General features: G+C 69.5%; 24 protein-coding genes and 2 pseudogenes. 13 read left to right on the plus strand and 13 right to left on the minus strand.

All coding sequences use genetic code 11. From position 1 onward, the window contains the following. Positions 1-60: 60 nt before the first annotated feature. Both ACZ4D5_RS34410 and ACZ4D5_RS34415 read right to left on the minus strand, forming a co-directional pair. Positions 61-891 carry an ABC transporter permease gene (locus ACZ4D5_RS34410; RefSeq protein WP_467776415.1) on the minus strand — a complete coding sequence of 277 codons (831 nt, stop codon included), beginning with the start codon at positions 889-891 and terminating at the stop codon, positions 61-63. Then, positions 888-1,877 carry an ATP-binding cassette domain-containing protein gene (locus ACZ4D5_RS34415; protein WP_467776416.1) on the minus strand — a complete coding sequence of 330 codons (990 nt, stop codon included), beginning with the start codon at positions 1,875-1,877 and terminating at the stop codon, positions 888-890. Before ACZ4D5_RS34415 ends, ACZ4D5_RS34410 begins: the two co-directional genes overlap by 4 nt. A gap of 114 nt (positions 1,878-1,991) precedes the next feature. Here ACZ4D5_RS34415 and ACZ4D5_RS34420 point away from each other — a divergent pair, with 114 nt between their 5' ends. After that, the gene (locus ACZ4D5_RS34420; RefSeq protein WP_467776417.1) at positions 1,992-2,759 is read left to right on the plus strand and encodes a TetR/AcrR family transcriptional regulator; all 768 of its coding nucleotides are present in this window, start codon (positions 1,992-1,994) and stop codon (positions 2,757-2,759) included. A gap of 24 nt (positions 2,760-2,783) precedes the next feature. On the opposite strand, the gene ACZ4D5_RS34425 is transcribed toward ACZ4D5_RS34420, so the two are convergent. Beyond that, entirely contained in the window at positions 2,784-3,734 is a 951-nt protein-coding gene (locus tag ACZ4D5_RS34425) for a WD40 repeat domain-containing protein (protein WP_467776418.1), read from the minus strand. Between the two features lie 152 nt (positions 3,735-3,886). On the opposite strand from ACZ4D5_RS34425, the gene ACZ4D5_RS34430 reads away from it, so the two are divergent. Beyond that, positions 3,887-4,606: a GDSL-type esterase/lipase family protein gene (locus tag ACZ4D5_RS34430; protein ID WP_467776419.1), complete on the plus strand. Its 720-nt coding sequence runs from the start codon at positions 3,887-3,889 to the stop codon at positions 4,604-4,606. On the opposite strand, the gene ACZ4D5_RS34435 is transcribed toward ACZ4D5_RS34430, so the two are convergent. Beyond that, positions 4,587-5,450, minus strand: a complete 864-nt coding sequence (locus tag ACZ4D5_RS34435; RefSeq protein WP_467776420.1) for an MBL fold metallo-hydrolase — start codon at positions 5,448-5,450, stop codon at positions 4,587-4,589. The two genes, ACZ4D5_RS34430 and ACZ4D5_RS34435, sit on opposite strands and share 20 nt — an antisense overlap. Before the next feature lie 95 nt (positions 5,451-5,545). Here ACZ4D5_RS34435 and ACZ4D5_RS34440 point away from each other — a divergent pair, with 95 nt between their 5' ends. Then, complete coding sequence (locus ACZ4D5_RS34440) at positions 5,546-6,496, plus strand: AraC family transcriptional regulator (RefSeq protein ID WP_467776421.1); 951 nt, start codon at positions 5,546-5,548, stop codon at positions 6,494-6,496. Here the strand turns inward: ACZ4D5_RS34440 and ACZ4D5_RS34445 are convergent. Together ACZ4D5_RS34445 and ACZ4D5_RS34450 are read right to left on the minus strand one after the other, a co-directional pair. After that, positions 6,478-6,639, minus strand: coding sequence for a hypothetical protein (locus tag ACZ4D5_RS34445; RefSeq protein WP_467776422.1), 162 nt, complete (start codon positions 6,637-6,639; stop codon positions 6,478-6,480). The genes ACZ4D5_RS34440 and ACZ4D5_RS34445 overlap by 19 nt on opposite strands. A 68-nt stretch (positions 6,640-6,707) precedes the next feature. Further along, positions 6,708-7,055 carry a hypothetical protein gene (locus tag ACZ4D5_RS34450; RefSeq protein ID WP_467776423.1) on the minus strand — a complete coding sequence of 116 codons (348 nt, stop codon included), beginning with the start codon at positions 7,053-7,055 and terminating at the stop codon, positions 6,708-6,710. 192 nt (positions 7,056-7,247) lie between these two features. Here ACZ4D5_RS34450 and ACZ4D5_RS34455 point away from each other — a divergent pair. Beyond that, positions 7,248-7,565: pseudogene (locus tag ACZ4D5_RS34455) on the plus strand (transposase); the annotation flags it as partial. A gap of 68 nt (positions 7,566-7,633) precedes the next feature. Here ACZ4D5_RS34455 and ACZ4D5_RS34460 read toward each other — a convergent pair. Further along, positions 7,634-8,065 carry a VOC family protein gene (locus ACZ4D5_RS34460; RefSeq protein WP_467776424.1) on the minus strand — a complete coding sequence of 144 codons (432 nt, stop codon included), beginning with the start codon at positions 8,063-8,065 and terminating at the stop codon, positions 7,634-7,636. 37 nt (positions 8,066-8,102) lie between these two features. Between ACZ4D5_RS34460 and ACZ4D5_RS34465 the strand changes: the two are divergent. The 3 genes and pseudogenes from ACZ4D5_RS34465 to ACZ4D5_RS34475 form a co-directional block, all read left to right on the plus strand. Then, positions 8,103-8,318, plus strand: a pseudogene (locus ACZ4D5_RS34465) (DUF397 domain-containing protein); the annotation flags it as partial. 47 nt (positions 8,319-8,365) lie between these two features. Continuing rightward, on the plus strand, positions 8,366-9,646 hold the full coding sequence (locus ACZ4D5_RS34470) for a DUF418 domain-containing protein (protein WP_467776425.1): 1,281 nt from the start codon (positions 8,366-8,368) through the stop codon (positions 9,644-9,646). Continuing rightward, complete coding sequence (locus ACZ4D5_RS34475) at positions 9,643-9,837, plus strand: hypothetical protein (RefSeq protein ID WP_467776426.1); 195 nt, start codon at positions 9,643-9,645, stop codon at positions 9,835-9,837. Before ACZ4D5_RS34470 ends, ACZ4D5_RS34475 begins: the two co-directional genes overlap by 4 nt. Before the next feature lie 7 nt (positions 9,838-9,844). Here the strand turns inward: ACZ4D5_RS34475 and ACZ4D5_RS34480 are convergent, their stop codons facing one another. Further along, positions 9,845-10,300 carry a carboxymuconolactone decarboxylase family protein gene (locus tag ACZ4D5_RS34480; protein WP_467776427.1) on the minus strand — a complete coding sequence of 152 codons (456 nt, stop codon included), beginning with the start codon at positions 10,298-10,300 and terminating at the stop codon, positions 9,845-9,847. 76 nt (positions 10,301-10,376) lie between these two features. Here ACZ4D5_RS34480 and ACZ4D5_RS34485 point away from each other — a divergent pair, with 76 nt between their 5' ends. The 3 genes from ACZ4D5_RS34485 (at position 10,377) to ACZ4D5_RS34495 (ending at position 12,626) form a co-directional block, all read left to right on the plus strand. Beyond that, positions 10,377-10,919 carry a MarR family winged helix-turn-helix transcriptional regulator gene (locus tag ACZ4D5_RS34485; RefSeq protein ID WP_467776428.1) on the plus strand — a complete coding sequence of 181 codons (543 nt, stop codon included), beginning with the start codon at positions 10,377-10,379 and terminating at the stop codon, positions 10,917-10,919. A 71-nt stretch (positions 10,920-10,990) separates the two neighbouring features. Further along, entirely contained in the window at positions 10,991-11,575 is a 585-nt protein-coding gene (locus tag ACZ4D5_RS34490; protein WP_467776429.1) for a Uma2 family endonuclease, read from the plus strand. 58 nt (positions 11,576-11,633) lie between these two features. Then, on the plus strand, positions 11,634-12,626 hold the full coding sequence (locus ACZ4D5_RS34495; protein WP_467776430.1) for an aldo/keto reductase: 993 nt from the start codon (positions 11,634-11,636) through the stop codon (positions 12,624-12,626). Between the two features lie 158 nt (positions 12,627-12,784). On the opposite strand, the gene thpR is transcribed toward ACZ4D5_RS34495, so the two are convergent. The 3 genes from thpR to ACZ4D5_RS34510 all read right to left on the minus strand — a co-directional run bounded on the left by thpR (position 12,785) and on the right by ACZ4D5_RS34510 (position 15,415). Further along, positions 12,785-13,375: an RNA 2',3'-cyclic phosphodiesterase gene (thpR, locus tag ACZ4D5_RS34500; RefSeq protein WP_467776431.1), complete on the minus strand. Its 591-nt coding sequence runs from the start codon at positions 13,373-13,375 to the stop codon at positions 12,785-12,787. Between the two features lie 186 nt (positions 13,376-13,561). Next, positions 13,562-14,905, minus strand: coding sequence for an MFS transporter (locus ACZ4D5_RS34505; RefSeq protein WP_467776432.1), 1,344 nt, complete (start codon positions 14,903-14,905; stop codon positions 13,562-13,564). Positions 14,906-14,977: 72 nt separating this feature from the next. Next, entirely contained in the window at positions 14,978-15,415 is a 438-nt protein-coding gene (locus tag ACZ4D5_RS34510; RefSeq protein WP_362341058.1) for a MarR family winged helix-turn-helix transcriptional regulator, read from the minus strand. Between the two features lie 143 nt (positions 15,416-15,558). Here ACZ4D5_RS34510 and ACZ4D5_RS34515 point away from each other — a divergent pair, with 143 nt between their 5' ends. Then, positions 15,559-15,741 carry a ribbon-helix-helix protein, CopG family gene (locus ACZ4D5_RS34515; RefSeq protein WP_467776433.1) on the plus strand — a complete coding sequence of 61 codons (183 nt, stop codon included), beginning with the start codon at positions 15,559-15,561 and terminating at the stop codon, positions 15,739-15,741. A 57-nt stretch (positions 15,742-15,798) separates the two neighbouring features. On the opposite strand, the gene ACZ4D5_RS34520 is transcribed toward ACZ4D5_RS34515, so the two are convergent. Next, the gene (locus ACZ4D5_RS34520) at positions 15,799-17,247 is read right to left on the minus strand and encodes an NCS2 family permease (protein ID WP_467776434.1); all 1,449 of its coding nucleotides are present in this window, start codon (positions 17,245-17,247) and stop codon (positions 15,799-15,801) included. 200 nt (positions 17,248-17,447) lie between these two features. Here ACZ4D5_RS34520 and ACZ4D5_RS34525 point away from each other — a divergent pair, with 200 nt between their 5' ends. Together ACZ4D5_RS34525 and ACZ4D5_RS34530 are read left to right on the plus strand one after the other, a co-directional pair. Next, positions 17,448-17,717 (plus strand): DUF2530 domain-containing protein, encoded by a 270-nt coding sequence (locus tag ACZ4D5_RS34525; RefSeq protein WP_467776435.1) that lies wholly within the window; start codon positions 17,448-17,450, stop codon positions 17,715-17,717. Positions 17,718-17,812: 95 nt separating this feature from the next. Beyond that, a complete protein-coding gene (locus tag ACZ4D5_RS34530) occupies positions 17,813-20,212 on the plus strand; it encodes a cation-translocating P-type ATPase (protein WP_467776436.1) in 2,400 nt (799 codons plus the stop codon). 20 nt (positions 20,213-20,232) lie between these two features. Here ACZ4D5_RS34530 and ACZ4D5_RS34535 read toward each other — a convergent pair whose 3' ends face one another. Beyond that, on the minus strand, positions 20,233-21,072 hold the full coding sequence (locus tag ACZ4D5_RS34535; RefSeq protein ID WP_467776437.1) for a calcium-binding protein: 840 nt from the start codon (positions 21,070-21,072) through the stop codon (positions 20,233-20,235). Positions 21,073-21,165 lie beyond the last annotated feature (93 nt).

Here is a 21,165-nt window from a genome sequence, read left to right on the forward strand (position 1 = left end):
CTGACGTGGCTGGTCGCGCAGTTCCCCGCGCCCCTTGCGGGGCACGGGGAACTGCGACTCTCAACGGCTCAGCCGCTTGAACTGCCGTACCGCCAGCGGCAGGAAGACCAGCGAGATCGCCACCGGCCAGGCCACGGACATCAGCAGGGCGTTCCGCTCGACCCAGCTGTCGCCGCCCGCGCCGGGGTTGCCGAACAGCTCGCGCACGGCCGTGCCGGTGGAGGACACCGGGTTCCACGCGGCGATCGGCGCCAGCCAGCCCGGCATCAGGGACGGCGCCACGAAGATGCTGGAGATCATCGTGAGCGGGAAGGCGACCGCGTAGAGCCCGCCCGCGGCCTCCGGTGACGGCACGACGAGCCCGAGGAAGACGCCCACCCAGATCAGGCTGAACCGCAGGAACAGCAGCAGCCCGAAGGCGGCGAGGGTGTCCGGGAGCCCCGCGCTGGAGCGCCAGCCGATCGCGAGGGCGGTCAGCGCGAGGATGGCCAGTTCGGCGCAGGCCACGATCAGGTCGGCGAGACCGCGCCCCGACGCCACCGCGGAGGGCGCCATCGGCATCGAGCGGAAGCGGTCGATGACGCCCTTCGTCGAGTCCGTGACGACGCCCATCGCGGTGTTCATGAACCCGAAGGCCATGGTCATCACGAACATGCCGGGCATCAGAAACTGCTTGTAGTCGCCGTCGGCCCCGCCGCCCGGCACCTTCATCGCCTCGCCGAAGACGAAGCCGTACAGCAGCACGCTGATGATGGGGAAGCCCAGCTGCCAGGCGATGAGGACCGGCTGGCGCAGGAAGTGGGTCAGATAGCGGCGGGTGACGTTCCAGCAGTCGGCGAGGGCCCAGAAGAGCCTGCCGTGCGCGGGGTCGGCGGTCAGGGCGACGCTCATGCGGCCACCTCCAGCTTCCGGTCGTGGTCGTGGTCGCTGTCGGACGTCTGTCCCGTCAGGCGCAGGAACACGTCGTCCAGGCTCGGCCTGCGCAGGCCGATGTCCTCGACGGGGACGCCCGCGTCCTGGAGGGTCCGGGCGACGTCGGTGAGGGCGCCGACCCGGTCGGTCACGGCGGCCTGCACGCGCCGCTCCACGTCGACGACGAGCGGTTCGCCCGCGCAGACCCGGGCGACGGCCCTGACCGCGGCGGGCAGGTCCGCCGCGTCGCGCACCACGACGTCGAGGTGGCTGCCGCCCACCGTGTTCTTCAGGCCGTCGGGGGTGTCGTCGGCGATGGCCCTGCCCCGGTCGATGACGGTGATGCGGGAGGCGAGGCGGTCGGCCTCCTCCAGGTACTGGGTGGTGAGCAGCACCGTCGTGCCGCCTGCGACCAAGTCCCGCACCGTGTCCCAGACTTCGAGGCGGCTGCGCGGGTCGAGCCCGGTGGTCGGCTCGTCCAGGAAGAGCACCGAGGGCGCGAGGATCATCGAGGCGGCGAGGTCGAGGCGGCGCCGCATGCCGCCGCTGTACTGACCGGCGCCCTTCTCCGCCGCGTCCTGGAGGTGGAACTGCTCCAGGAGCTCCTGGGCGCGCAGGGCCGCGCGCCTGGCGCCGAGGTGGAAGAGGCGGCCGAACATCTCCAGGTTCTGCCGCCCGGTGAGGATCTCGTCGACCGCCGCGTACTGCCCGGTGAGGCCGATGCGACCGCGGACGAGGCCGGGCTCGCGCGCCACGTCGGCGCCGGCCACCTCGGCGCGACCGCCGTCGAGGCGTACGAGGGTGGAGAGGATCCGCACGGCGGTGGTCTTGCCCGCGCCGTTGGGCCCGAGCAGTCCGTGCACCGTGCCTTGCTCCACCTCCAGGTCGAAGCCGCCCAGGGCGTACTTCTCCCCGTATCGCTTCTCGAGCCCCTCGGCCCGTACCGCGAAGCCGTTCCCCTTCATGGCCTGCCCCTCTTCCCCTTATCTGGGTACGCCGTACTCAATAGAGAGTACACCGTACCCAGTTTCGCGGGTACGGCGTACCCAATTCCCGCGCCGCCGCATAGGGTGAGAGCCATGACGAGCACGAACGGCGACGAGGAACAGCGCACCGGCAGCGAGGTCGCCCGGAGCCTCGAACTGCTCTGGGGCGAGCGCGAGCGCCCCACCCGCGGGCCCAAACCGGGGCTCACGCTGGACCGGATCGTCACCGAGGCGGTGCGCCTCGCGGACGCCGAGGGCCTCTCGGCGGTCTCGATGCGCCGCCTCTCCACGGAGCTCGGCACCGGCACGATGTCCCTGTACCGGTACGTCCCCGGCAAGGGCGACCTGCTCGACCTGATGCTGGACCGCGTCTACACCCCGCCCGAGGACGAGGAGCCCTGGACCGGCACCTGGCGCGAGGCCGTCGAGGCGTACGCCCGCGAGACCCTCGCCGACTACCGCAGCCACCCCTGGCTGCTCCACGTCAACCAGGCCCGCCCGGTCCTCGGCCCCGGCGCCGTCGGCGGCCTGAACCGCACGCTGTCCCGGATCAAGCCGATGGGCCTGACCGACCCCGAGCTGATCGGCGTGATCGTCATGGTCGAGGGGTACGTCACCGGGGTCGCCCGCACCCAGGTGCACGAGGCGGAGGCGGTGAAGAAGAGCGGCCTGACGGACGAGGCGTTCTGGGAGGCGCAGGGCCCGACCCTCGAAAGGATCATGAACAGCGGCCGCTACCCGGTCCTCGCGAACCTCAGCGAGGACTCGTTCGGCTCCGACTTCGACCACTTCGAGTTCGGCCTGCAGCGCCTCCTCGACGGCCTTGACGTCCTGGTCGCCCGGCGCGCGCAGGACGGATGACGCCAGCGGACACGTCCCGCCTCTCTACTTCTTGCGCAGCAGCCGCTTCAGACCGAAGAAGGCCAGTAGGACCGCGGCGAGCGCGATGGCGCCGGTCTTGAAGTCGCCGTCGACGCCGGAGCCTCCGTCGCCGCCGCCCGAACTCCCGTCGCCCGAGCCGGAGTCGGAACCGCCGCCCGCGCCGCTCACCTCCACGGACGTGACCTTGCTCTGCGCCCCCTCGGTGCCGTACATCAGCGTCGTGCCGTCCGTCGTGTACGTGACGGACTCGCCCTGCCGCTGGAACGGCACGCTCAGGCGCCCCTCCCGCTCCGGCGCCCTGCCCGCGCCCTTCCAGGCGAAGGAGGCACCGCCGAAGTACTCGCGCAGGGCGAGCTGTTGACCGTCGGGCGAGAAGGCGCCGTCGGTCACCCACATGTCCGTGTCGGCGATCTTCTTGAAGACGTTGGTGCCTGAGGCGGACATCTCGGCGGGCCCCTCGTAGAGGCTGCCGCCCTGCTCCTTCTTGTCGGCGACGTAGATCCGGCCCGTCTTGGGATGCACCATCAGCGCCTCGGCGTCGCGCGGCCCGTCCGCGTACTTCACGACGTACTGCGTGGCACGGATCGTCTGGTCCTTCAGCTCCTTCGGCTCGGGCAGCTTGTAGATCCAGACGTGGGACCAGGTGCCGCCCATGTTGTCGCCGATGTCGCCGACGTAGAGGTTGCCGTCGCCGCCGACGGAGATGGCCTCCACGTCACGCGGCGAACCGACCCCGGTCATGGTGACCGTGGCGACCGTCTCGCCCGTCCTGGAGTCGACGGCGTAGAGGAAGGCGCCCTTGTCCTGGTCGTTGTGCGTCCAGTAGACGCCGGGGTGGGCGCGGGACGCGGCGAGGCCGCTGGACTCGACGATCCGCGGGTCCTTGATGGTGAACGAGTCGTGGCCGTCGGCGAAGGCGGGCGCGGTGGACGCGCTCATGGCGACGAGCGCCATGACACCGGCACCGGCGAGAACGGACCGAACACGACCAGACGGAACACCCCGAAGCGAACGCATGCGCCCAAGCGTGCCATCCCCGCGCGCGGCCGTGCGGCGTGCTCGGTCTCACATCGCAGGTGGAGCCCCTGATCCGCCATGATGAGCGGATGCTCAGGTTCATGTTCGTCGGCGACTCGATGACGATCGGAAGCGCCGGGGAACGCACCTGGCGACACCGCATGTGGCAGCACCTGCGGAGCGCGTACGGAGACGACGGCTTCGCGGTGGTGGGCCCGCGCACCGCCCTCTACGACAAGGCGGCGGGAGCACCCGTCTCCCACGACTACGCGGACGCCTCCCCGGACTTCCCGCGCCGGCACCTCGCGGGCTGGGGCGAGGGCTGGCTGCACATGGCCCCGCGGATCGCGGGGGCGCTGGCCGAGGACCCGGCGGACGTCCTGCTCATCTCCCTCGGCCTGATCGACCTGGGCTTCTACACGAACGCGGAGCAAACAGCGGAGAACGTGCACGCCTTCGTCGCCCGGGCCCGCGAGGCGAATCCACGAATCCGGATGGTCCTCCTCCCCGTGATCCCGAACATCCGCGCCGAGTCGGACGCGCCGTTCGCCGAGGAGGTGGCCCGCTTCAACGAGCTCCTCGCGAAGGCGGTCGCGAACCTGGACACGGGCGCGTCCCCGCTCCTGCTGGCCTCGCGCCCGCCGTCGTACGACATCCACGTCGACACGTACGACGGAACGCACCCGAACGAGAGCGGCGAGGACAAGCTGGCGGGCGCGTTCGTGGAGGCGATGGCGCAGGGGTGGGGCATCGGCGCCCCGCACACGGCAGCGACGACAACACCCCTGTCTACGCAGCCCACCGGCTGATCGCGAACCCCCCTCCCTCCCGCCGCACTTCGACCGCTCCCGCCGCCCCGCCGAAGTGCGCGGGCATGACCAGCTCCCGCTCGTCCGCGGCCCGCCCGAGGACCTTGATCCGGCTCTCGGCGGCCTGCACCGGGTCCTCGCAGAAGCAGCTGCTGCAGCCGGGCGCGGCGAGTTGGGCGGGGACGTGGAGCAGATCCCCGACGAAGACGGCCCTGTCGCCCCCGGACTCGACCCGCAGCACGGAAGACCCCGGAGTGTGGCCGGGCGCGGCTTCGAGGGTGAGGTGGGCGTCGATGCGGTGGGTGCCCTCCCAGTACACGGCCTGCCCGGCCCGCTCGACGGGCGCGATGCTGTCGGCGAAGACGGCCCGGTGGTCCTCGCGTACGGCGTCGCCGCGCTCGGGTCCGAAGTAGGCGCGGTCGGCGGCGGGGACGAGATGGACGGCGTTGGGAAAGGTGGGCACCCAACTCCCGCCTTCCTCCCGGGTGTTCCACCCCACATGATCGCCATGGATGTGCGTATTGACGACGACGTCCACGTCCTCGGGCCGGACCCCGGCGGCGGCGAGCCGCACGAGGAAGTCAGTGTCGAGCCCTTCGAAGTACGGCGCGCCAGGCCGCCGCCGCCCGTTGCCCACACCGGTGTCGACGAGGACGACCCGCCCCTCGCTCCGCAGCACCCAGGTCTGCACGGCGGCGACGTCACCTTCGTGGCGGCGCCACACTTCCTCCGGGATGCCGGGGACGATGGAACGGGGGTCGAGGGAGAGGTCCGGCAGCTCGACGACGCGACGGGCGTCGACGTCGCCCAACGTGATGTGTGTGTCCTTGTGTTGTACGTCCATGAGTCGACCGTAAGGAGACCGATGTGAGCCCCTCAATGCCGGACCGCCTCATCTGAATACGCATACGTCTCACACCACGCGTACGCTCGCCCTCCATGGACGTCGTCAGCGATGCGATCTCCGCCGTACGGATCGGGCGGCCGACCACGAACCGGATCAGGGTGTCCGGCACGTGGTGCACCCGGCTCTCCTCCTACGACGGAATGGGCTTCCACGTGGTCCTGGAGGGCAGTTGCTGGCTGCTGCCGGAGGGCGGCGCACCGTTCACGCTGACGGCGGGCGACGCGGTGCTGCTGCCGAGGGGCGCGGGACATGTGCTGGCGGACTCCCCCGCCGATGAACGTACGGTCGCCCAGGCGGTGCGATTCGAGCACTGGCAGGCGACGGAGTACGCCCAACAGTCGGCCCCCTGCGCGGAGTTGCTGTGCGGCAAATACCGCCTGGACGGCACCAGCCAGACGCACCCCCTGCTGGCGGAGCTCCCGGAGGTGGTGCACCTGCCGCGCAGCCCGGAGCGCCACCCGGAGATGCAGGCGGCGATCGAGCTGCTGGGCAGGGAGGCGGGGTCGTCGCTTCCGGGCGCGGACGTGGCAGTGCCCGGCCTCCTGGACCTGCTCCTGGTCTACATGGTGCGCGCCTGGACGACGGACCCCGCCTCCGCGGCACGCTGGCCTGCGGCGCTCACGGACCCGGTGGTGGCAAAGGCACTGCACCTGATCCACACGTCACCACAATCCCCCTGGACCAACGAGGAGTTGGCGACGCGCACGGGCGTCTCCCGCGCGACACTGGCCCGCCGCTTCACCCCGCTGGTGGGCCGCGCGCCCATGGCCTACCTCACGTGGTGGCGGATGTCCCGTGCGGCGACGCTCCTGCGCGACACGACGGCCCCGCTGGACACGGTGGCCCGCCGGGTCGGCTACAGCTCCCCGTACGCCCTCTCCCACGCGTTCAGCCGGACCTTCGGTACGACACCAGGTCGGTACCGGACGCGCAGCGCGACGCTCACACAGAGCTCTTTCCAACCTCACGCCGACGTGCGATGAAGGACGAGTACGGCTTGGACGATCGCGGTGATGCGGTTGGTGCTGCGGCGGATCTTGGCGTGCGTGCTGTTGTGCCGCCGCTGCCGGCGCTTGAGTCGGCGGCCGCGGAAGGGCACCCGGACCGGGCGGCTGGCGCCGGACAAGCACGCGAAGCTCGCTCCACCAATCAAGACGCGCCCAGCAGCCCGGTCCGAGCGTGCGAGCTCGGGTATCAACTACGGACGACGCCGTCGGAGTCTGGGAGCACCTTCTTCGCCCTTGTGTGGAGCCATTCGATCAAGTGGGTTTCGAAGAGTGCGGCAGCAAAGTCAGCCTCCCAGTCCGCACTTGGATCCGGAATGATGTTCTGGCTACGGATGAATCGGACTCCAGGGTGAGCCGCCATCGAGAAGGTTGCAGTAGCCCAGACACCGCCCTCGCGGTGATCGACGGCCAGTTCATGGAGAGTTCCCTGATCAGCTTCAGTGCTGAGCTGACTCCGCAAGTTCTCCTTAGCGGATCTGAGGAACCGGGCGATCCAAGCGTCTGCGCCGAGTCCACCATATGCCGCATGTTCCATCGGAGGCATCCTTGGTTTCCATCATCTGGCCTGCTGTACCTCTGTCCGGCTCGGGGTGGCTGGCTTGTATGTGCTTGTACCCGAAATTGGAGTCACCGACCCGGAGGGGTAAATCTTCGCCATTCTTCCCGAAAAATATCGTCTTGACTTTCCATTTTCCGGACCGTGCTTGCACTGAAGATACGGATTGATCGGCTCCATTTAGGCCTGCGCAGGCAGCCGCCGGCCCACCTAGACCAATTACTAGGAGGAGGACCGGGTGCTACTGGTGACGGCGGATACCTGGGCACCGGGCTGATCATGCCGCACCGCCGGCGCAAGGGCGAGGAGCTACCCGACTGGAAGCAGGCCCACAACAAGAGCCACACAAGGGTTCGCGCCCGCGTGGAACACACCTTCGCCCGTATGAAGACCTGGAAGATCCTGCGCGACTGCCGCCTGAGGGGCGACGGTGTGCGCCACGCGATGCACGGCGTTGCCCACCTGCACAACCTGGCTCTCACGGGATGACTCCCGCCGCACGCGCGACCTGAGAGGCCCGCCGGAGATGACTCCCACCTCGCAGTCTCAGAGGAGGATCAGTCGAGGCAGAACTCGTTGCCCTCGATGTCCTGCATCGTGATGCACGACTCGTTGACGCCATCGGCGCGCTGCGTCAGCACGTGTTTCGCGCCGAGTGCCATCAGTCGTGCGCATTCGGCCTCGAGTGTGGCCAGGCGCTCGTCACCCACGAGCCCTGTGCCGGCCCGCACATCGAGATGCACCCGGTTCTTGACGATCTTTCCTTCGGGAACTCGCTGGAAGAGCAAGCGCGGGCCCGCACCCGAAGGATCGGTGCACGCGAAGTAGATCTCATCCTCGGGCGGCAGCGAGAGGTGGTACTCCTCCCACGTGGCGAAGCCCTCCGGGACCGTCGGCACGACGTACCCCAGCACCTCGCACCAAAAGGCGGCGAGGCGCGCAGGCTCCGCACAGTCGAAGGTCACTTGGAACTGTTTGATCGTTGACATCGGCGCACGGTAACAGGGCCCTGCTCATCTCCCCAGGTCGGGAGGTACGCAATGCCTAGAGGTAGCCCTCACCTGGACCAAGTCCAGCTACAGCGGCAGCCGAGGCGGCGAATGCCTGGAGATGGCTCCCTCCCCCACCACCATCCACATCCGCGACTCAAAGCTGAACCCCACCGGCCCCACCCTCCAGGTAACCCCAACCACCTGGACCGCCTTCCTCCAACATCCGCACACTTTGGTCGCCGCCCCCTAGCCGGAAGACGGACGCCCGCCCCACCCCCCTCTCCCTACCGTCCAGACATGACGGTCGAGACCACAGGCACCACGGCACACGAGACGGCGACGGCGACGCCCCTACGTACAGGCGAACGGGCCCTCGCCCCGGACCTCGCCCGAGGGCTGATGCTCCTGCTCATCGTGCTGTCCAACACCGCCTTCCACCTCTGGAAGGCGGAGCGCGGGCCCTCCGGGTGGCAGCCCGTGGACGGCGGGGTGCTCGACCACGCCGTGCAGTTCACGATGATCATCGGCCTCGACATGCGGGTGTACCCCCTCTTCGCCTTCCTCTTCGGCTACGGCATGACGCAGCTGTACCTGCGCCAGACCTCCGCCGGGACGAGCGAACGCGGCGCCGTGAAGATCCTCCGCACGCGCAGCCTCCTCCTGATCGTCATCGGCCTCGCGCACGCCACCCTCCTCATGGCGGGCGACATCGTCGGCTACTACGGACTGCTGAGCCTCGCCCTCGGCCTGCTCTTCCTGCGCCGCAGTGACCGCGCGCTGAAGTGGTGGATCGGGATCGGCGCCGCGCTGCTGCTCTTCGGGGCGCTCGAACCTGTCGTATCCGCCTGGATGCGAGGCGAGTTGGGGTCACTCGGCGACGCGGGCGCCGAACCCGGCTCGGCCGCCTACGCCGCGGACGACCCGAGCTGGGTCAGCGCCGCCAGGACCCGCCTGGAAAGCGGCCTCTTCGTCACCTTCGTCGCCGCGCCGCTCTCCCTCGTCGGCGGCGGCTTCACGGTCTTCCTGATCGGGTTCTGGGCCGCGCGGCGCCGGATCCTGGAGGAGCCGGGCCGCCACCTCCCCCTCCTGCGCCGCACGGCGGTGCTCGGCATCGCGGTCGGCTGGCTGGGCGCGCTGCCCGCCGCCCTCGCCCACATCGGCGTACTCGACGTACCGGACGACGCACAGAGCGAGTCGGGGGCCCTGAGCCTGCTGCGCGACGTCACCGGCAACGCCGCCGGCCTCGGCTACGTCGCCGCGCTCGCCCTCCTCGCCCACTGGTGGACGCGGCGCCCGACGCGGCACGGCGCACGGGCTGCCGTCGCGGTCACCGCCGTCTCCGCCGTCGGCAAGCGCTCCCTGTCCTGCTACCTCGCGCACTCCCTCCTCTTCGCTCCCCTCCTCGCCGCCTGGGGGCTGGGCCTCGGCGCACGCCTGACCAGCGCGACGATGGCGCTGGTCGCCACAGGGGTGTGGCTGGTGACGGTGGCGGGGGCGTATGCGCTGGAACGGGCGGGGCGGCGGGGTCCCGCGGAGGCGGTCCTGCGGCGCCTGATGTACGGCAGGATCAAGCCATGAACTACCAGGAACGCAGGCTGCAACGCCAAATATGGACGTACACCGGCTTCACCATCCTCGGCATCGCCATCGGGTTCGGCGTCGCCATGCTGCTGGGCCTCGGGGACACCACCCGGTCCGTCGTCGTGGGCATCGGGGCCGTACTCGGCGTATTCGGCGCCGTGGCCTTCTTGCTACGGACGGAGGACTGAACGCCCCTCACGCCGCCCGCGTCAGCCGGTTCGCCAGCGTGGACATCGTGTACGTACCGATGCCCAGGACGACTTCGAGGGCGTTGCGCTCGGTGTAGCCGTGCGCGAAGAACTCCTTCAGCCGGTCGTCGTCCACACTGCCCGCGGACGCCAGCACATCCAGCGTGAACTGCCGTACTGCTTCAAGGCGTTCGTCGTCCAGCGGCCGCTGTTCCCGCAGAGCCGCGATCACCCCCGTCTCCGCGCCCAGCTTCCGCAGCTTGCCCGTGTGCATGGTCACGCAGATGTGGCAGTCGTTGCGCACGGCCACCGTCATGATGACGACCTCCCGGGCGACGGGGTCGAGGGTCGTGCGCTCGAAGGCCTCGCTCAACTGCAGGAAGCCGTTGAGGAGTTCGGGCGACTCGGCGAGGCGGGCGACCGCGTTCGGCACTGCCCCGAAGGCGGCGGCGGTGTTCTCCATGGCCTGACGCGAGGCAGGCGGTGCGGTTTTCACTGTGTGCTCGGCAAACATCACGTACCCCTTGAAGGCCTCTAGAATGGACAACATGGTTGACGAAAAGAAGGTAAACCAGGTTGTCGATACCGGCAAGGGGGAAGGCACGGGGGAAACCGAAGGGGACGGCCGGGGCTACGAGCTCCCCCTCCTCCTCTTCGCCGGCTTCCGCACCCTCATCGACCGCCTGCACGCCGAACTCGCCCACCAGGGCCACCCCGACATCCGCCCCGCCCACGGCTTCGCGATGCAGGCCATCGGGGCACAGGGCGCCACCGCCAGCGAGGTCGGCCGCCGCCTCGGCGTCTCCAAGCAGGCCGCGGGCAAGACCGTCGACCGCCTCATCGCCCTCGGCTACGCGGCCCGCACGGACGACCCCGCCGACGCCCGCCGCAAGCTCGTCCGCCTCACCCCGCACGGCATCGACGCGTTGCGCCGCTCGGCGGCGATCTTCGACGAGCTGCGGGCGGAGTGGGCCGAGCAGATCGGCGCACGGCGCGTCCGGGCCCTGGAGGACGACCTGCGCACGGTCGTTCCGCCTGAGGCGTTCCGGCTCGACGCGGCGGGGTGGCTGGGCGGTACGTGACCTTGTCTCCGTGCGTATCGTTGTACTGCGCGGCTGCCCGTCTCAAGCGGCGGCCGGGGAGGAGCGCCACGATGACCCTTGTGGAAGACAGGATCAAGATGGCCGACAGCAACACCAGGCGCTTGGACGAGATGTTCGAGGCGCTTGAGCAGGGGCCCTTCCTCGAGGGATACAAGATCGACATCATCGAGGGGGTCGTCTACGTGGCGCCGCAGCGGGCCAACCACTGGGACATCATTCTGGGCATCCTTGAGCAGCTGAGGCCCAAGTATCAGCGTCGGCGTCTCCTGTCCGATGTCCGTATCGACTACCCCGGTGAGCTCAACGCCTTCTGCAGTGACGTGGCGCTGGTCGCCGAGGGCGCCGAACACACAAAGCAGGGCGGCTTCCTGTGTGAGGACGTCGAGTTCGTCGCCGAAGTGATCTCACGGGGCACGGGCCCGAACGACTACGGCCCCAAGAAGACCGGGTACGCCACGGCCGAAGTCGCCGTCTATCTCATCGTCGACCCCTACCAGGGCAAGTGCCACGCGTACACCCAGCCCGAGGACGGCGACTACCACGTCGTGACGACCGTCGACTTCGGCGCAAAGATCGACCTGACCCATACCTTCCTCGGCCTCACCCTCGACACCTCCGACTTCGCCCGCGACTGACCCGGGCCACCCCAACTCCCTTGCCTCTAGCCCACTCCAAGGCATTGGCTAGACCCCCATGAGGTACACACAACTCGGCCGCACAGGGCTCAAGGTCAGCCGGCTCACGCTCGGCACCATGAACTTCGGGCCGCAGACCAACGAGGCCGACAGCCACACGATCATGGACGCCGCGCTCGGCGCGGGCGTCAACTACTTCGACACCGCCAACGTCTACGGCCAGACCGTCGGCAAGGGCCGCACGGAAGAGATCATCGGCACCTGGTTCGCCCAGGGCGGCGGACGGCGCGACAAGGTGGTGCTCGCCACCAAGGTGTACGGGGGCATGGACCCGCACGGCGAGGCGACCTGGCCCAACCACGACCGGCTCTCCGCGCTCAGCATCCGCAGGGCGGTCGAGGGCAGCCTCAGGCGGCTGCAGACCGACCACATCGACATCTACCAGTTCCACCACATCGACCGGCAGACGCCGTTCGAGGAGATCTGGCAGGCCGTCGACACCCTCGTCACCCAGGGCAAGATCCTCTACGCCGGATCGTCCAACTTCCCCGGCTACAAGATCGCCCAGGCCAACGAGACCGCCCGGCGCCTCGGCGGCTACGGCCTCGTCAGCGAGCAGTGCCTCTACAACCTCGCCGTGCGCGACGCCGAGATGGAGGTCATCCCGGCCGCACAGGACTACGGCGTCGGCATCATCCCCTGGTCCCCGCTGCACGGCGGACTGCTCGGCGGCGTCCTGAAGAAGGAGGGCGAGGGCTCGCGCCGCACCGGCGGGCGCGCCGCGGCCGAGCTCGCCAAGCCGGAGGTCCGCGCGCAGGTCCAGGCGTACGAGGACCTGCTCGACAAGCACGGCCTTGAGCCCGGCGAGGTCGCGCTCGCCTGGCTGCTGACCCGGCCCGGCGTCACCTCACCGATCGTCGGCCCCCGCACGGACGGCCAGCTCGCCTCCGCGCTGCGCGCCGTCGATCTTGAGCTGTCCGAGGAGATCCTGACCTCGCTGGAGGAGATCTTCCCGGGGCCGGGGCCCTCTCCGGAGTCCTTCGCCTGGTAGCCCGGGCAGAGCCGCGCAGGAGTACGCGGGGCGGCGCGCGTCGGACAGGCCTCCGGGCCTAACCGCCGAACGCGGCCGCCACCGCCACCACGACGAACATCAACACGAGCACACCGGCCATGATCCGGTTCCTGGTCTTCGGGTCCACGTAGTCGAGGTTAACCGGCGCCGCCCGGCGCCCCCGCGCCGCCTCCCAGTGCCCACCGACCGCAGACCTCGTAGCGCGGCCGCTCCCCCGGCACCCCGCTCCTGGGCAGGTTGCTGCGTACGAGAGCCAGCTCCCCCACCGTCCACTCCGCGCCCTCGAAGGGGCGAAGGGCATCCACGTACGGCCCGAGGTCGGTCTCGCCGCGGCCGCGCGCCAGCGTCAGATGCGGGCGGTAGTGGCGGTGCTCCTCCATCGTGACGCCCGCCTTGCGCGCCGCCGCGTCCGCCCGCGCGGCAAGCAGCCGCAGCGCGCCCACGTCACCGGCGGCGCCCGCCCACAGCGCCCGTCCCCCGAAGTGTCCGCCGCCGCGCAGGGCGAGGGAGAAGGGCGGGGTGCGGTGCGCGGCCCGCTCCAGGCGTACGGAGAGGTCCGGCACCGTCTCCTCGGCCACCTCCCCCATGAAGGCGAGCGTGAAGTGCCAGCCGTCACGACCCGTCCAGCGCAGCTCGTCGGCGCCGGGCAGCGCCTTCAACTGGTCCGCGGCGGCGCCCAGTTCGGCGACCGCGACGGGCGGGGGAAGAACGGCTGCGAAGAGTCTCATGGGGAGACGCTAAGCGACCTCAGTGAAGTCCGCTGCGGTTCGGCCGCGCCCCCGCAGGGGCGCGGGGCCCTGACATATGCGGCTCCGCCGCGGGGCGCGACCAGCCACGACGCACCCGCGGACGTCCGAGGACGTGATGCGGCGTACCCAGACCCGGCCCCCCGCGCGCCCGCGCCCCGCACGGCGTCACGCCGCCGTCGCCAGCTCCCGCTCCCTCGGCACGAACTGCACGTGCTGCCGGCCGCGGCGCAGGTCCACCTTGAGCCGCAGGTTCGCGGCGCGCCCCAGCATCAGGCCGACGCCCACCGCGGCGAGCGCGCAGACGAGGCCGCCGACGGCCATGCTGACCCGGACGCCGTAGGCGTCGGCGAGCCAGCCGAAGAGCGGCCCGCCGAGCGGCGTACCGCCGGTGAAGACCATCATGAACAGCGACATGACACGGCCCCGCATCTCCGGGTCCGTGGCCATCTGGACCGAGGAGTTGGCGGTGACGTTCACCGTCAGGCCGAGGATGCCGATCGGGACGATCAGCGCGACGAACAGCCACAGGTCGGGCGCGAAGGCCGCGACGATCTGCAGCACGCCGAAGGCGACGGCCGCCCCGGCGAGCAGCCGCAGCCGCGAGGTGCCGCGCCGCGCGGCGAGCAGCGCGCCGGCCAGCGAGCCGATCGCCATCAGGGTGTTGAAGAGCCCGTACATCCCCACGCCGCCGTGGAAGATGTCGTCCGCGAAGGCGCTCAGCCAGATCGGGAAGTTGAAGCCGAACGTGCCGACGAAGCCGACGAGGACGATCGGCCAGATCAGCTCGGGGTTCTTCGACACGTAATTCAGGCCCTCCCGCAGCTGCCCCTTGCCGCGCGGCCCCCGCGCGGTGTGGTGCAGCTCGCTGGTGCGCATCAGCATCAGGCCGGTGAGCGGGGCGAGGAAGGACAGGCCATTGGCGAGGAACGCCCAGCCGGGCCCGACGGCCGCGGTCAGCGCGCTCGCCACGGCGGGGCCGATGAGCCGCGCGGACTGGAAGTTCGCGGAGTTCAGCGAGACGGCGTTGCGGACCTGGTCGGGGCCCACCATCTCGGAGACGAAGGACTGCCGGGTCGGGTTGTCGACGACGGTGACGAGGCCGGTGAAGAAGGCCGCGAAGTAGACGTGCCAGACCTGGACGTGGCCGCTGAGCGTGAGCGCGGCGAGGAAGAGCCCGCTGAGGCTCATGGCGCCCTGGGTGAGGAAGAGCAGGTTGCGCTTGGCGAACCGGTCGGCGATCACGCCGCCGTACAGGCCGAAGAGCAGCATCGGCAGGAACTGCATGGCCGTGGTGATGCCGACGGCCGCGGAGGACCCGGTGAGGCTCAGCACCAGCCAGTCCTGGGTGATGCGGGCCATCCAGGTGCCGGTGTTGGAGACGACGGCACCGGTCGCGAAGAGCCGGTAATTGCGGATCTTCAGCGAGCTGAACATCGAGGTCTTGGGGCGGATGGTCTTGTCGAGGGCGGTTGGTGCGGGGGCGGAGTCTGCTCCGGGTCCCGTACTCAAAGTGGGTTCGCCTCCTTGGCGTACGTACGTCTCCCGCGGGCGGTGCGGGAGTGCCCGCGGGGTGCCGCGGGACTACAGGTGCGCGAGCTTCTCCAGGACGGGTGCGGCCGCGCGCAGCCGCTCCCACTCGTCCTCGTCGAGGTGCTCGACCAGACCGGCCAGCCAGGCGTTCCGCTTGCGGCGGCTCTCCTCGAGCATGGCCTCGGCGGTCTCGGTCTGGGTCACCACCTTCTGGCGGCGGTCCTCGGGGTGCGGCTCAAGACGGACAAGCCCCTTGGCCTCGAGCAGGGCGACGATGCGGGTCATCGACGGCGGCTGCACGTGCTCCTTGCGGGCGAGCTCGCCCGGAGTGGCGCTGCCGCAGCGGGCAAGGGTGCCGAGCACCGACATCTCGGTGGGGCTCAGCGACTCGTCGACGCGCTGGTGCTTGAGTCGACGGGACAGGCGCATCACAGCGGAGCGCAAGGCGTTCACGGCGACGGCGTCGTCACCATGGGAGAGGTCCGGCATGTTTGTTAGCGTAACTCATTACCCTCGCTAAAGACCACTCGGTTTCCCGTGACTCGGACACCGAACCCTTTCGTCACCCATATGAGTGAGGCGACTTCAGAAAGCGACGCATCCGCCCTCGGAGCCCGTGGACCCTGTCTCGCATGGGATCGACAGTGCTCAGCCTGCGGATAGACGGTGAGCTGCTCGACCGGCTCCGGCAGCACGCCGCGAAAAGAGGAATGAGCGTCCAGGACTATGTGGTCCGGACGCTCATTCGGGACGACTTCGACGAACGCTTCGCGACGTCCGTCGAGGAGACGGAGAAGTTCTACAGGGCCGTGTGACATCTGCGGGTCGGCGGGGGCCGGTCGCGCGGTTCCCCGCGCCCCTTCGGGGCGCCCTTACGTCAGGTTCAGCGCCGGCATCAGGTAGTAGAAGGCGAACACCGCCGACACCACGTACATCGCCACCGGCACCTCACGACCGCGGCCGGCGGCCAGGCGCAGCACGGTGAAGGCGATGAAGCCCATGCCGATGCCGTTCGTGATCGAGTACGTGAACGGCATCATCAGCATCGTCACGAACGCGGGGATCGCGATCGTGTAGTCGCTCCAGTCGATCTCCCGGATGGACCCGGAGAGGATCAGGAAGCCCACCGCGAGCAGCGCGGGCGTGGCCGCCTGGGACGGGACCATCGTGGCGAGCGGCGTGAGGAACAGCGCCACCGCGAAGAGCCCGCCCGTGACGACGTTCGCGAAGCCCGTGCGGGCTCCTTCGCCGACGCCCGCCGTGGACTCCACGAAGCAGGTGGTGGCCGAGGAGGACGAGGCGCCGCCCGCGGCGACCGCGATGCCGTCGACGAAGAGCACCTTGTTGATGCCGGGCATGTTGCCCTTGTCGTCGGTCAGCCCGGCCTCGTCGCCGATGCCCATGATCGTGCCCATCGCGTCGAAGAAGCACGAGAGCAGCACGGTGAAGACGAAGAGGATGCCGGTCAGGACGCCGACCTTCTCGAAGCCGCCGAAGACGCTGATCTCGCCGACGAGCCCGAAGTCCGGGGTGGAGACCGGGTTGCCGGGCCACTCCGGGCTGGTCAGACCCCAGGAGGGGATGTCCGCGACGGAGTTGATGATCATCGCGACGATCGTCATGACGACGATGCTGATGAGGATGGCGCCGGGGACCTTGCGCACCATGAGGGCCAGGGTGAGCAGCACGCCGAGCACGAAGACGAGGACGGGCCAGCCGTTGAGGTGTCCGTCGCCGCCGAGCTGCAGCGGGACGGTGGTGTGCGCGGCGTCCGGGATACGCGAGACGAAGCCGGAGTCGACGAGGCCGATCAGCATGATGAAGAGGCCGATGCCGATCGCGATGCCCTTGCGCAGCCCGAGCGGCACGGCGCTCATCACGCGTTCGCGCAGACCGGTCGCGACCAGCAGCATCACGACGAAGCCCGCGAGGACGACCATGCCCATCGCGTCGGGCCACGACATGCGGGGCGCGAGCTGCAGGGCGACCACGGTGTTCACGCCGAGGCCCGCGGCGAGCGCGATCGGGACGTTGCCGATGACGCCCATGAGGAGCGTGGTGAAGGCCGCCGTCAGCACGGTCGCGGTGACCAGCTGCTTGTTGTCGAGCTGATGCCCGTACATGTCCTTCGCGCTGCCCAGGATGATCGGGTTCAGCACGATGATGTAGGCCATCGCGAAGAAGGTGGCGAAGCCGCCGCGCACCTCGCGGGCGAGCGTCGACCCCCGCTCGGAGATCTTGAAGTACGCGTCGAGCCCGTTCTTCGGGGGCTGCGGCGGCTCTTTGCTGGCGTCGACCGGGGCAGTGGCCGAGGAAGGCATGCGGGACCTCGTGAACTCAGGGAAGGGAAAGATCGTTAAGCATTTACTTCCGGTCGATTTGGAACTTCGTACGAAAGCAACCGGCCATTAACGAGCGGTTTCAGTATGAATACATGAGGCGGAAATCGCTATCTCCGCGCGTAGACCCTTGAGGCACAAGGGGTGTAAGGGGCGATGCCCGCGCCTCGTAAGCTGTACGCATGGCGAAGTGGACCCCTAAGCACGAGGCGCCGGAGCCCCTGGAGGGGCCCGTGGTCGCCACCATCACGGGCGGCACGATCCTCTGGTTCGTCCTCTTCCTGGCCCAGCTCCCGTTCTACGGCTGGTTCGACGACCGCGACGCGACCTGGTGGATCTGGACCTGTCTGGCCGGCGGCGGGCTCGGGCTCGTCGGCGTCTGGTACGTACGGGGGCGCGACGCCGCGATCAAGAGGGCGAAGGTCCCTTCGGGGGAGCCGCAGCCGCGGTAGTCCGTACAACCACGGGACGGGACACGTCCTACCGTGGTCGGATCTTTGGGGCATTCAAGGGGTGAAGCCCACGGACCCCGCTTACCGTCGAATGCATGACGCATATCGACGCGGGCGCCGAACTCGACCCGGTCCACCCGGTGCCGCCCCCGACCCGGGCCACCGGCCTGACCACCGCGGAGGTCGCCGAGCGGGTCGCTCGCGGCGAGGTCAACGACGTACCCGTACGCAGCTCGCGCTCCCTGAGCGAGATCGTCCGGGCCAACGTCTTCACCCGTTTCAACGCGATCATCGGCGTGCTCTGGGTGATCATGCTGTTCGTCGCACCGATCCAGGACAGCCTCTTCGGCTTCGTGATCGTCGCCAACACCGGCATCGGCATCATCCAGGAGTGGCGCGCCAAGAAGACCCTGGACGGGCTCGCGGTCATCGGTGAGGCCAAGCCGACCGTGCGGCGCGACGGCAGGGCCACCGAGGTCTCCACCTCCGAGATCGTCCTCGGCGACGTCATCGAGCTCGGCCCCGGCGACAAGATCGTGGTCGACGGCGAGGCCGTGGAGACCGACAGCCTCGAAGTCGACGAGTCGCTCCTGACCGGTGAGGCCGACCCGGTCATCAAGAAGCCCGGCGACAAGATGATGTCCGGCTCGTTCGTCGTCGCGGGCGGCGGCGCGTTCACCGCCACCAAGGTCGGCCGCGAGGCGTACGCCGCGCAGCTCGCCGAGGAGGCCAGCCGCTTCACGCTCGTCCACTCCGAGCTGCGCTCCGGCATCTCCACGATCCTCAAGTACGTGACGTGGCTGATGATCCCGACCTCCATCGGCCTGGTCATCTCCCAGCTCGTCGTCAAGGACGACAACTTCAAGGAGTCCATCGCCTACACGGTCGGCGGGATCGTCCCGATGATCCCCGAGGGGCTGGTGCTCCTGACCTCCGTGGCCTTCGCGATCGGCGTGATCAGGCTCGGCCGCCAGCAGTGCCTCGTGCAGGAGCTCCCGGCGATCGAGGGCCTGGCCCGCGTCGACACGGTCTGCCTCGACAAGACCGGCACCCTCACCGAGGGCGGCATGGACGTCACCGAGCTGCGCCCTCTGAACGGCAGCGACGAGAGTTACGTCCGCACGGTCCTCGGCGCCCTCGGCGAATCCGACCCGCGGCCCAACGCCTCGCTCCAGGCGATCATCGACGCCTACCCCGACAGCGAGGACTGGCGCTGCACGGAGTCCCTGCCCTTCTCCTCCGCCCGCAAGTACAGCGGCGCCTCCTTCAGCGAGGGCGACGGCACCGCGTCGACGTGGCTGCTCGGCGCGCCCGACGTGCTGCTTCCCGACGGCGACCCGTCCCTCGCCGAGATCGAGGAGCTCAACCACCAGGGCCTGCGCGTGCTGCTCCTCGCCCGCGCGGCCGGCGACCTCGACGACCCCGAGGTGGCCGCCGGGGCACAGGCCACCGCGCTGGTCGTCCTGGAGCAGCGCCTTCGCCCCGACGCCGCCGACACCCTGCGCTACTTCGAGGAGCAGGACGTCGCCGCCAAGGTCATCTCCGGTGACAACGCCGTCTCGGTGGGCGCCGTCGCGGGCAAGCTCGGCCTGCCCGGCGCGGAGAACACCGTCGACGCGCGCCGCCTGCCCACCGACAAGGAGGAGATGGCGAAGGCCCTGGACGACCACACCGTCTTCGGCCGGGTCACCCCGCAGCAGAAGCGGGACATGGTGGGCGCCCTCCAGTCGCACGGCCACACGGTCGCGATGACCGGCGACGGCGTGAACGACGTGCTGGCCCTGAAGGACGCCGACATCGGCGTCTCGATGGGCTCGGGCTCGGAGGCGACGCGGGCCGTGGCCCAGATCGTGCTCCTCAACAACAGCTTCGCGACGCTGCCCTCGGTGGTCGCGGAGGGACGCCGCGTCATCGGCAACATCACGCGCGTCGCCACGCTGTTCCTGGTGAAGACCGTCTACTCGGTGATCATCGCGCTGCTGGTGGTCTGCTCACAGGTCGAGTACCTCTTCCTGCCGCGCCACCTGACGCTGCTCTCCACCCTCACCATCGGCGTCCCCGCGTTCTTCCTGGCCCTCGCCCCCAACAAGGAGCGGGCCAAGCCCCACTTCGTACGAAGGGTCATGCGGTACGCCATTCCGGGCGGCGTCGTCGCGGGCCTCGCGACCTTCGCGACGTACCTCCTGGCCCGGCACCACTACGAGGGCGCGGGCGCGCGGGAAGCCGAGACCAGCGCGGCGACCCTGGCGCTGTTCCTGATCGCCATGTGGGTGCTCGCCATCATCGCCCGCCCCTACACGTGGTGGCGGATCTGCCTGATCGGCGCGATGGGTCTCGGCTTCCTGCTCGTCCTGACCGTGCCCTGGCTCCAGGACTTCTTCCAGCTGAAGCTGGTGGGCACGACGATGCCGTGGGCGGCGGTCGCGATCGCGGCGGTGGCCGCGGGGGCCATCGAACTCATCTACCGCTGGGTGGACCGCCGGTTCCCGGCATAGGGACCGCTACTGGACGTCGCCTACTGGACGTCCACGAAGTCGCTCGTCGAGGTGACGGCCGGGGTCGTGGACGTGCCGGCGAAGACGTAGCGGTAGTAGCCGTCCGCGGAGGCCGTCACCGTGGTCTTCAGGTTGCCCTTGGTGTCGGACTTGATGGTCTTGAGGGTCGTGTAGCTGCTGGCGCCCTTCTTCTTGTACTGCAGCTTCACGTCCTGCTTGGTGTAGCCCGCGTACTTCTGCGTGTCCCAGTTGGCGCGGGTCAGGGCGCCGGTGACGGTGAGGGTCTTGCCCTTCTTGATGGGCTCCGGGGAGGCGTTGGTGGTCAGCTTGGCGGCGCGCTTGACCGAGTGGGACTGGAAGTTCTCCACGAAGAACTCGTTGTCCTTGCCGTCCACAGCGCCCACGGCGACCTTCCACTTGCCCGCGAGGAGGTTGCCGTAGATGTTGTCGTTCGGGTTGGCGATGATCTCGATCGTGCAGGTCGAGGTGGTCTCGTCCGCCTTGACGCAGTCGGCGTCCTGGACGCCGTCCGGCGGGGTGATGGCGCCGTCGATCTTCGTCTCGAAGTCGCTGCCGTGCCACAGGAAGCCGATGGAGTCCTTGATGCCGTCGGGGTCGGTCAGGGTGACCGCGACCTTGACGAACTTCGTCTTCGTGGTGCCGACCACGATGTCCTTGCCGCCGTTGACGACGACCTTCGTGACCTTGGTGTCGGAAGCGCCCGCGGCGGACGGGGCGTTCGCGACGAACGGGGAGAGGTTCGGGGCGCTCGGCCCGTCGGCCGCGGTCGCGGCGGGAACAGCGAGGGCGGAAAGGGCCAGGGCGCCGGAAACGGCGGCCACAGTGGCACGGATACGCATGTTGTTTCCCCTGTTGCAAAGGGAGCTCGCGGTGCATTGCGACTGCCGTCACGCGAGTCCCGAATGATCTAGGAGTCTGTTGACTCGCAAGAT

The organism is Streptomyces sp. NPDC025651 (assembly GCF_055558735.1).

Coding starts and splice junctions, on each gene's coding strand:
- ACZ4D5_RS34410 (WP_467776415.1), bottom strand. CDS start 891: ATGAGCGTCGCCCTGACCGCCGACCCCGCGCACGGCAGGCTCTTCTGG.
- ACZ4D5_RS34415 (WP_467776416.1), bottom strand. CDS start 1,877: ATGAAGGGGAACGGCTTCGCGGTACGGGCCGAGGGGCTCGAGAAGCGA.
- ACZ4D5_RS34420 (WP_467776417.1), top strand. CDS start 1,992: ATGACGAGCACGAACGGCGACGAGGAACAGCGCACCGGCAGCGAGGTC.
- ACZ4D5_RS34425 (WP_467776418.1), bottom strand. CDS start 3,734: ATGGCGCTCGTCGCCATGAGCGCGTCCACCGCGCCCGCCTTCGCCGAC.
- ACZ4D5_RS34430 (WP_467776419.1), top strand. CDS start 3,887: ATGCTCAGGTTCATGTTCGTCGGCGACTCGATGACGATCGGAAGCGCC.
- ACZ4D5_RS34435 (WP_467776420.1), bottom strand. CDS start 5,450: ATGGACGTACAACACAAGGACACACACATCACGTTGGGCGACGTCGAC.
- ACZ4D5_RS34440 (WP_467776421.1), top strand. CDS start 5,546: ATGGACGTCGTCAGCGATGCGATCTCCGCCGTACGGATCGGGCGGCCG.
- ACZ4D5_RS34450 (WP_467776423.1), bottom strand. CDS start 7,055: ATGGAACATGCGGCATATGGTGGACTCGGCGCAGACGCTTGGATCGCC.
- ACZ4D5_RS34460 (WP_467776424.1), bottom strand. CDS start 8,065: ATGTCAACGATCAAACAGTTCCAAGTGACCTTCGACTGTGCGGAGCCT.
- ACZ4D5_RS34470 (WP_467776425.1), top strand. CDS start 8,366: ATGACGGTCGAGACCACAGGCACCACGGCACACGAGACGGCGACGGCG.
- ACZ4D5_RS34475 (WP_467776426.1), top strand. CDS start 9,643: ATGAACTACCAGGAACGCAGGCTGCAACGCCAAATATGGACGTACACC.
- ACZ4D5_RS34480 (WP_467776427.1), bottom strand. CDS start 10,300: ATGGAGAACACCGCCGCCGCCTTCGGGGCAGTGCCGAACGCGGTCGCC.
- ACZ4D5_RS34485 (WP_467776428.1), top strand. CDS start 10,377: ATGGACAACATGGTTGACGAAAAGAAGGTAAACCAGGTTGTCGATACC.
- ACZ4D5_RS34490 (WP_467776429.1), top strand. CDS start 10,991: ATGACCCTTGTGGAAGACAGGATCAAGATGGCCGACAGCAACACCAGG.
- ACZ4D5_RS34495 (WP_467776430.1), top strand. CDS start 11,634: ATGAGGTACACACAACTCGGCCGCACAGGGCTCAAGGTCAGCCGGCTC.
- thpR (WP_467776431.1), bottom strand. CDS start 13,375: ATGAGACTCTTCGCAGCCGTTCTTCCCCCGCCCGTCGCGGTCGCCGAA.
- ACZ4D5_RS34510 (WP_362341058.1), bottom strand. CDS start 15,415: ATGCCGGACCTCTCCCATGGTGACGACGCCGTCGCCGTGAACGCCTTG.
- ACZ4D5_RS34515 (WP_467776433.1), top strand. CDS start 15,559: ATGGGATCGACAGTGCTCAGCCTGCGGATAGACGGTGAGCTGCTCGAC.
- ACZ4D5_RS34520 (WP_467776434.1), bottom strand. CDS start 17,247: ATGCCTTCCTCGGCCACTGCCCCGGTCGACGCCAGCAAAGAGCCGCCG.
- ACZ4D5_RS34525 (WP_467776435.1), top strand. CDS start 17,448: ATGGCGAAGTGGACCCCTAAGCACGAGGCGCCGGAGCCCCTGGAGGGG.
- ACZ4D5_RS34530 (WP_467776436.1), top strand. CDS start 17,813: ATGACGCATATCGACGCGGGCGCCGAACTCGACCCGGTCCACCCGGTG.
- ACZ4D5_RS34535 (WP_467776437.1), bottom strand. CDS start 21,072: ATGCGTATCCGTGCCACTGTGGCCGCCGTTTCCGGCGCCCTGGCCCTT.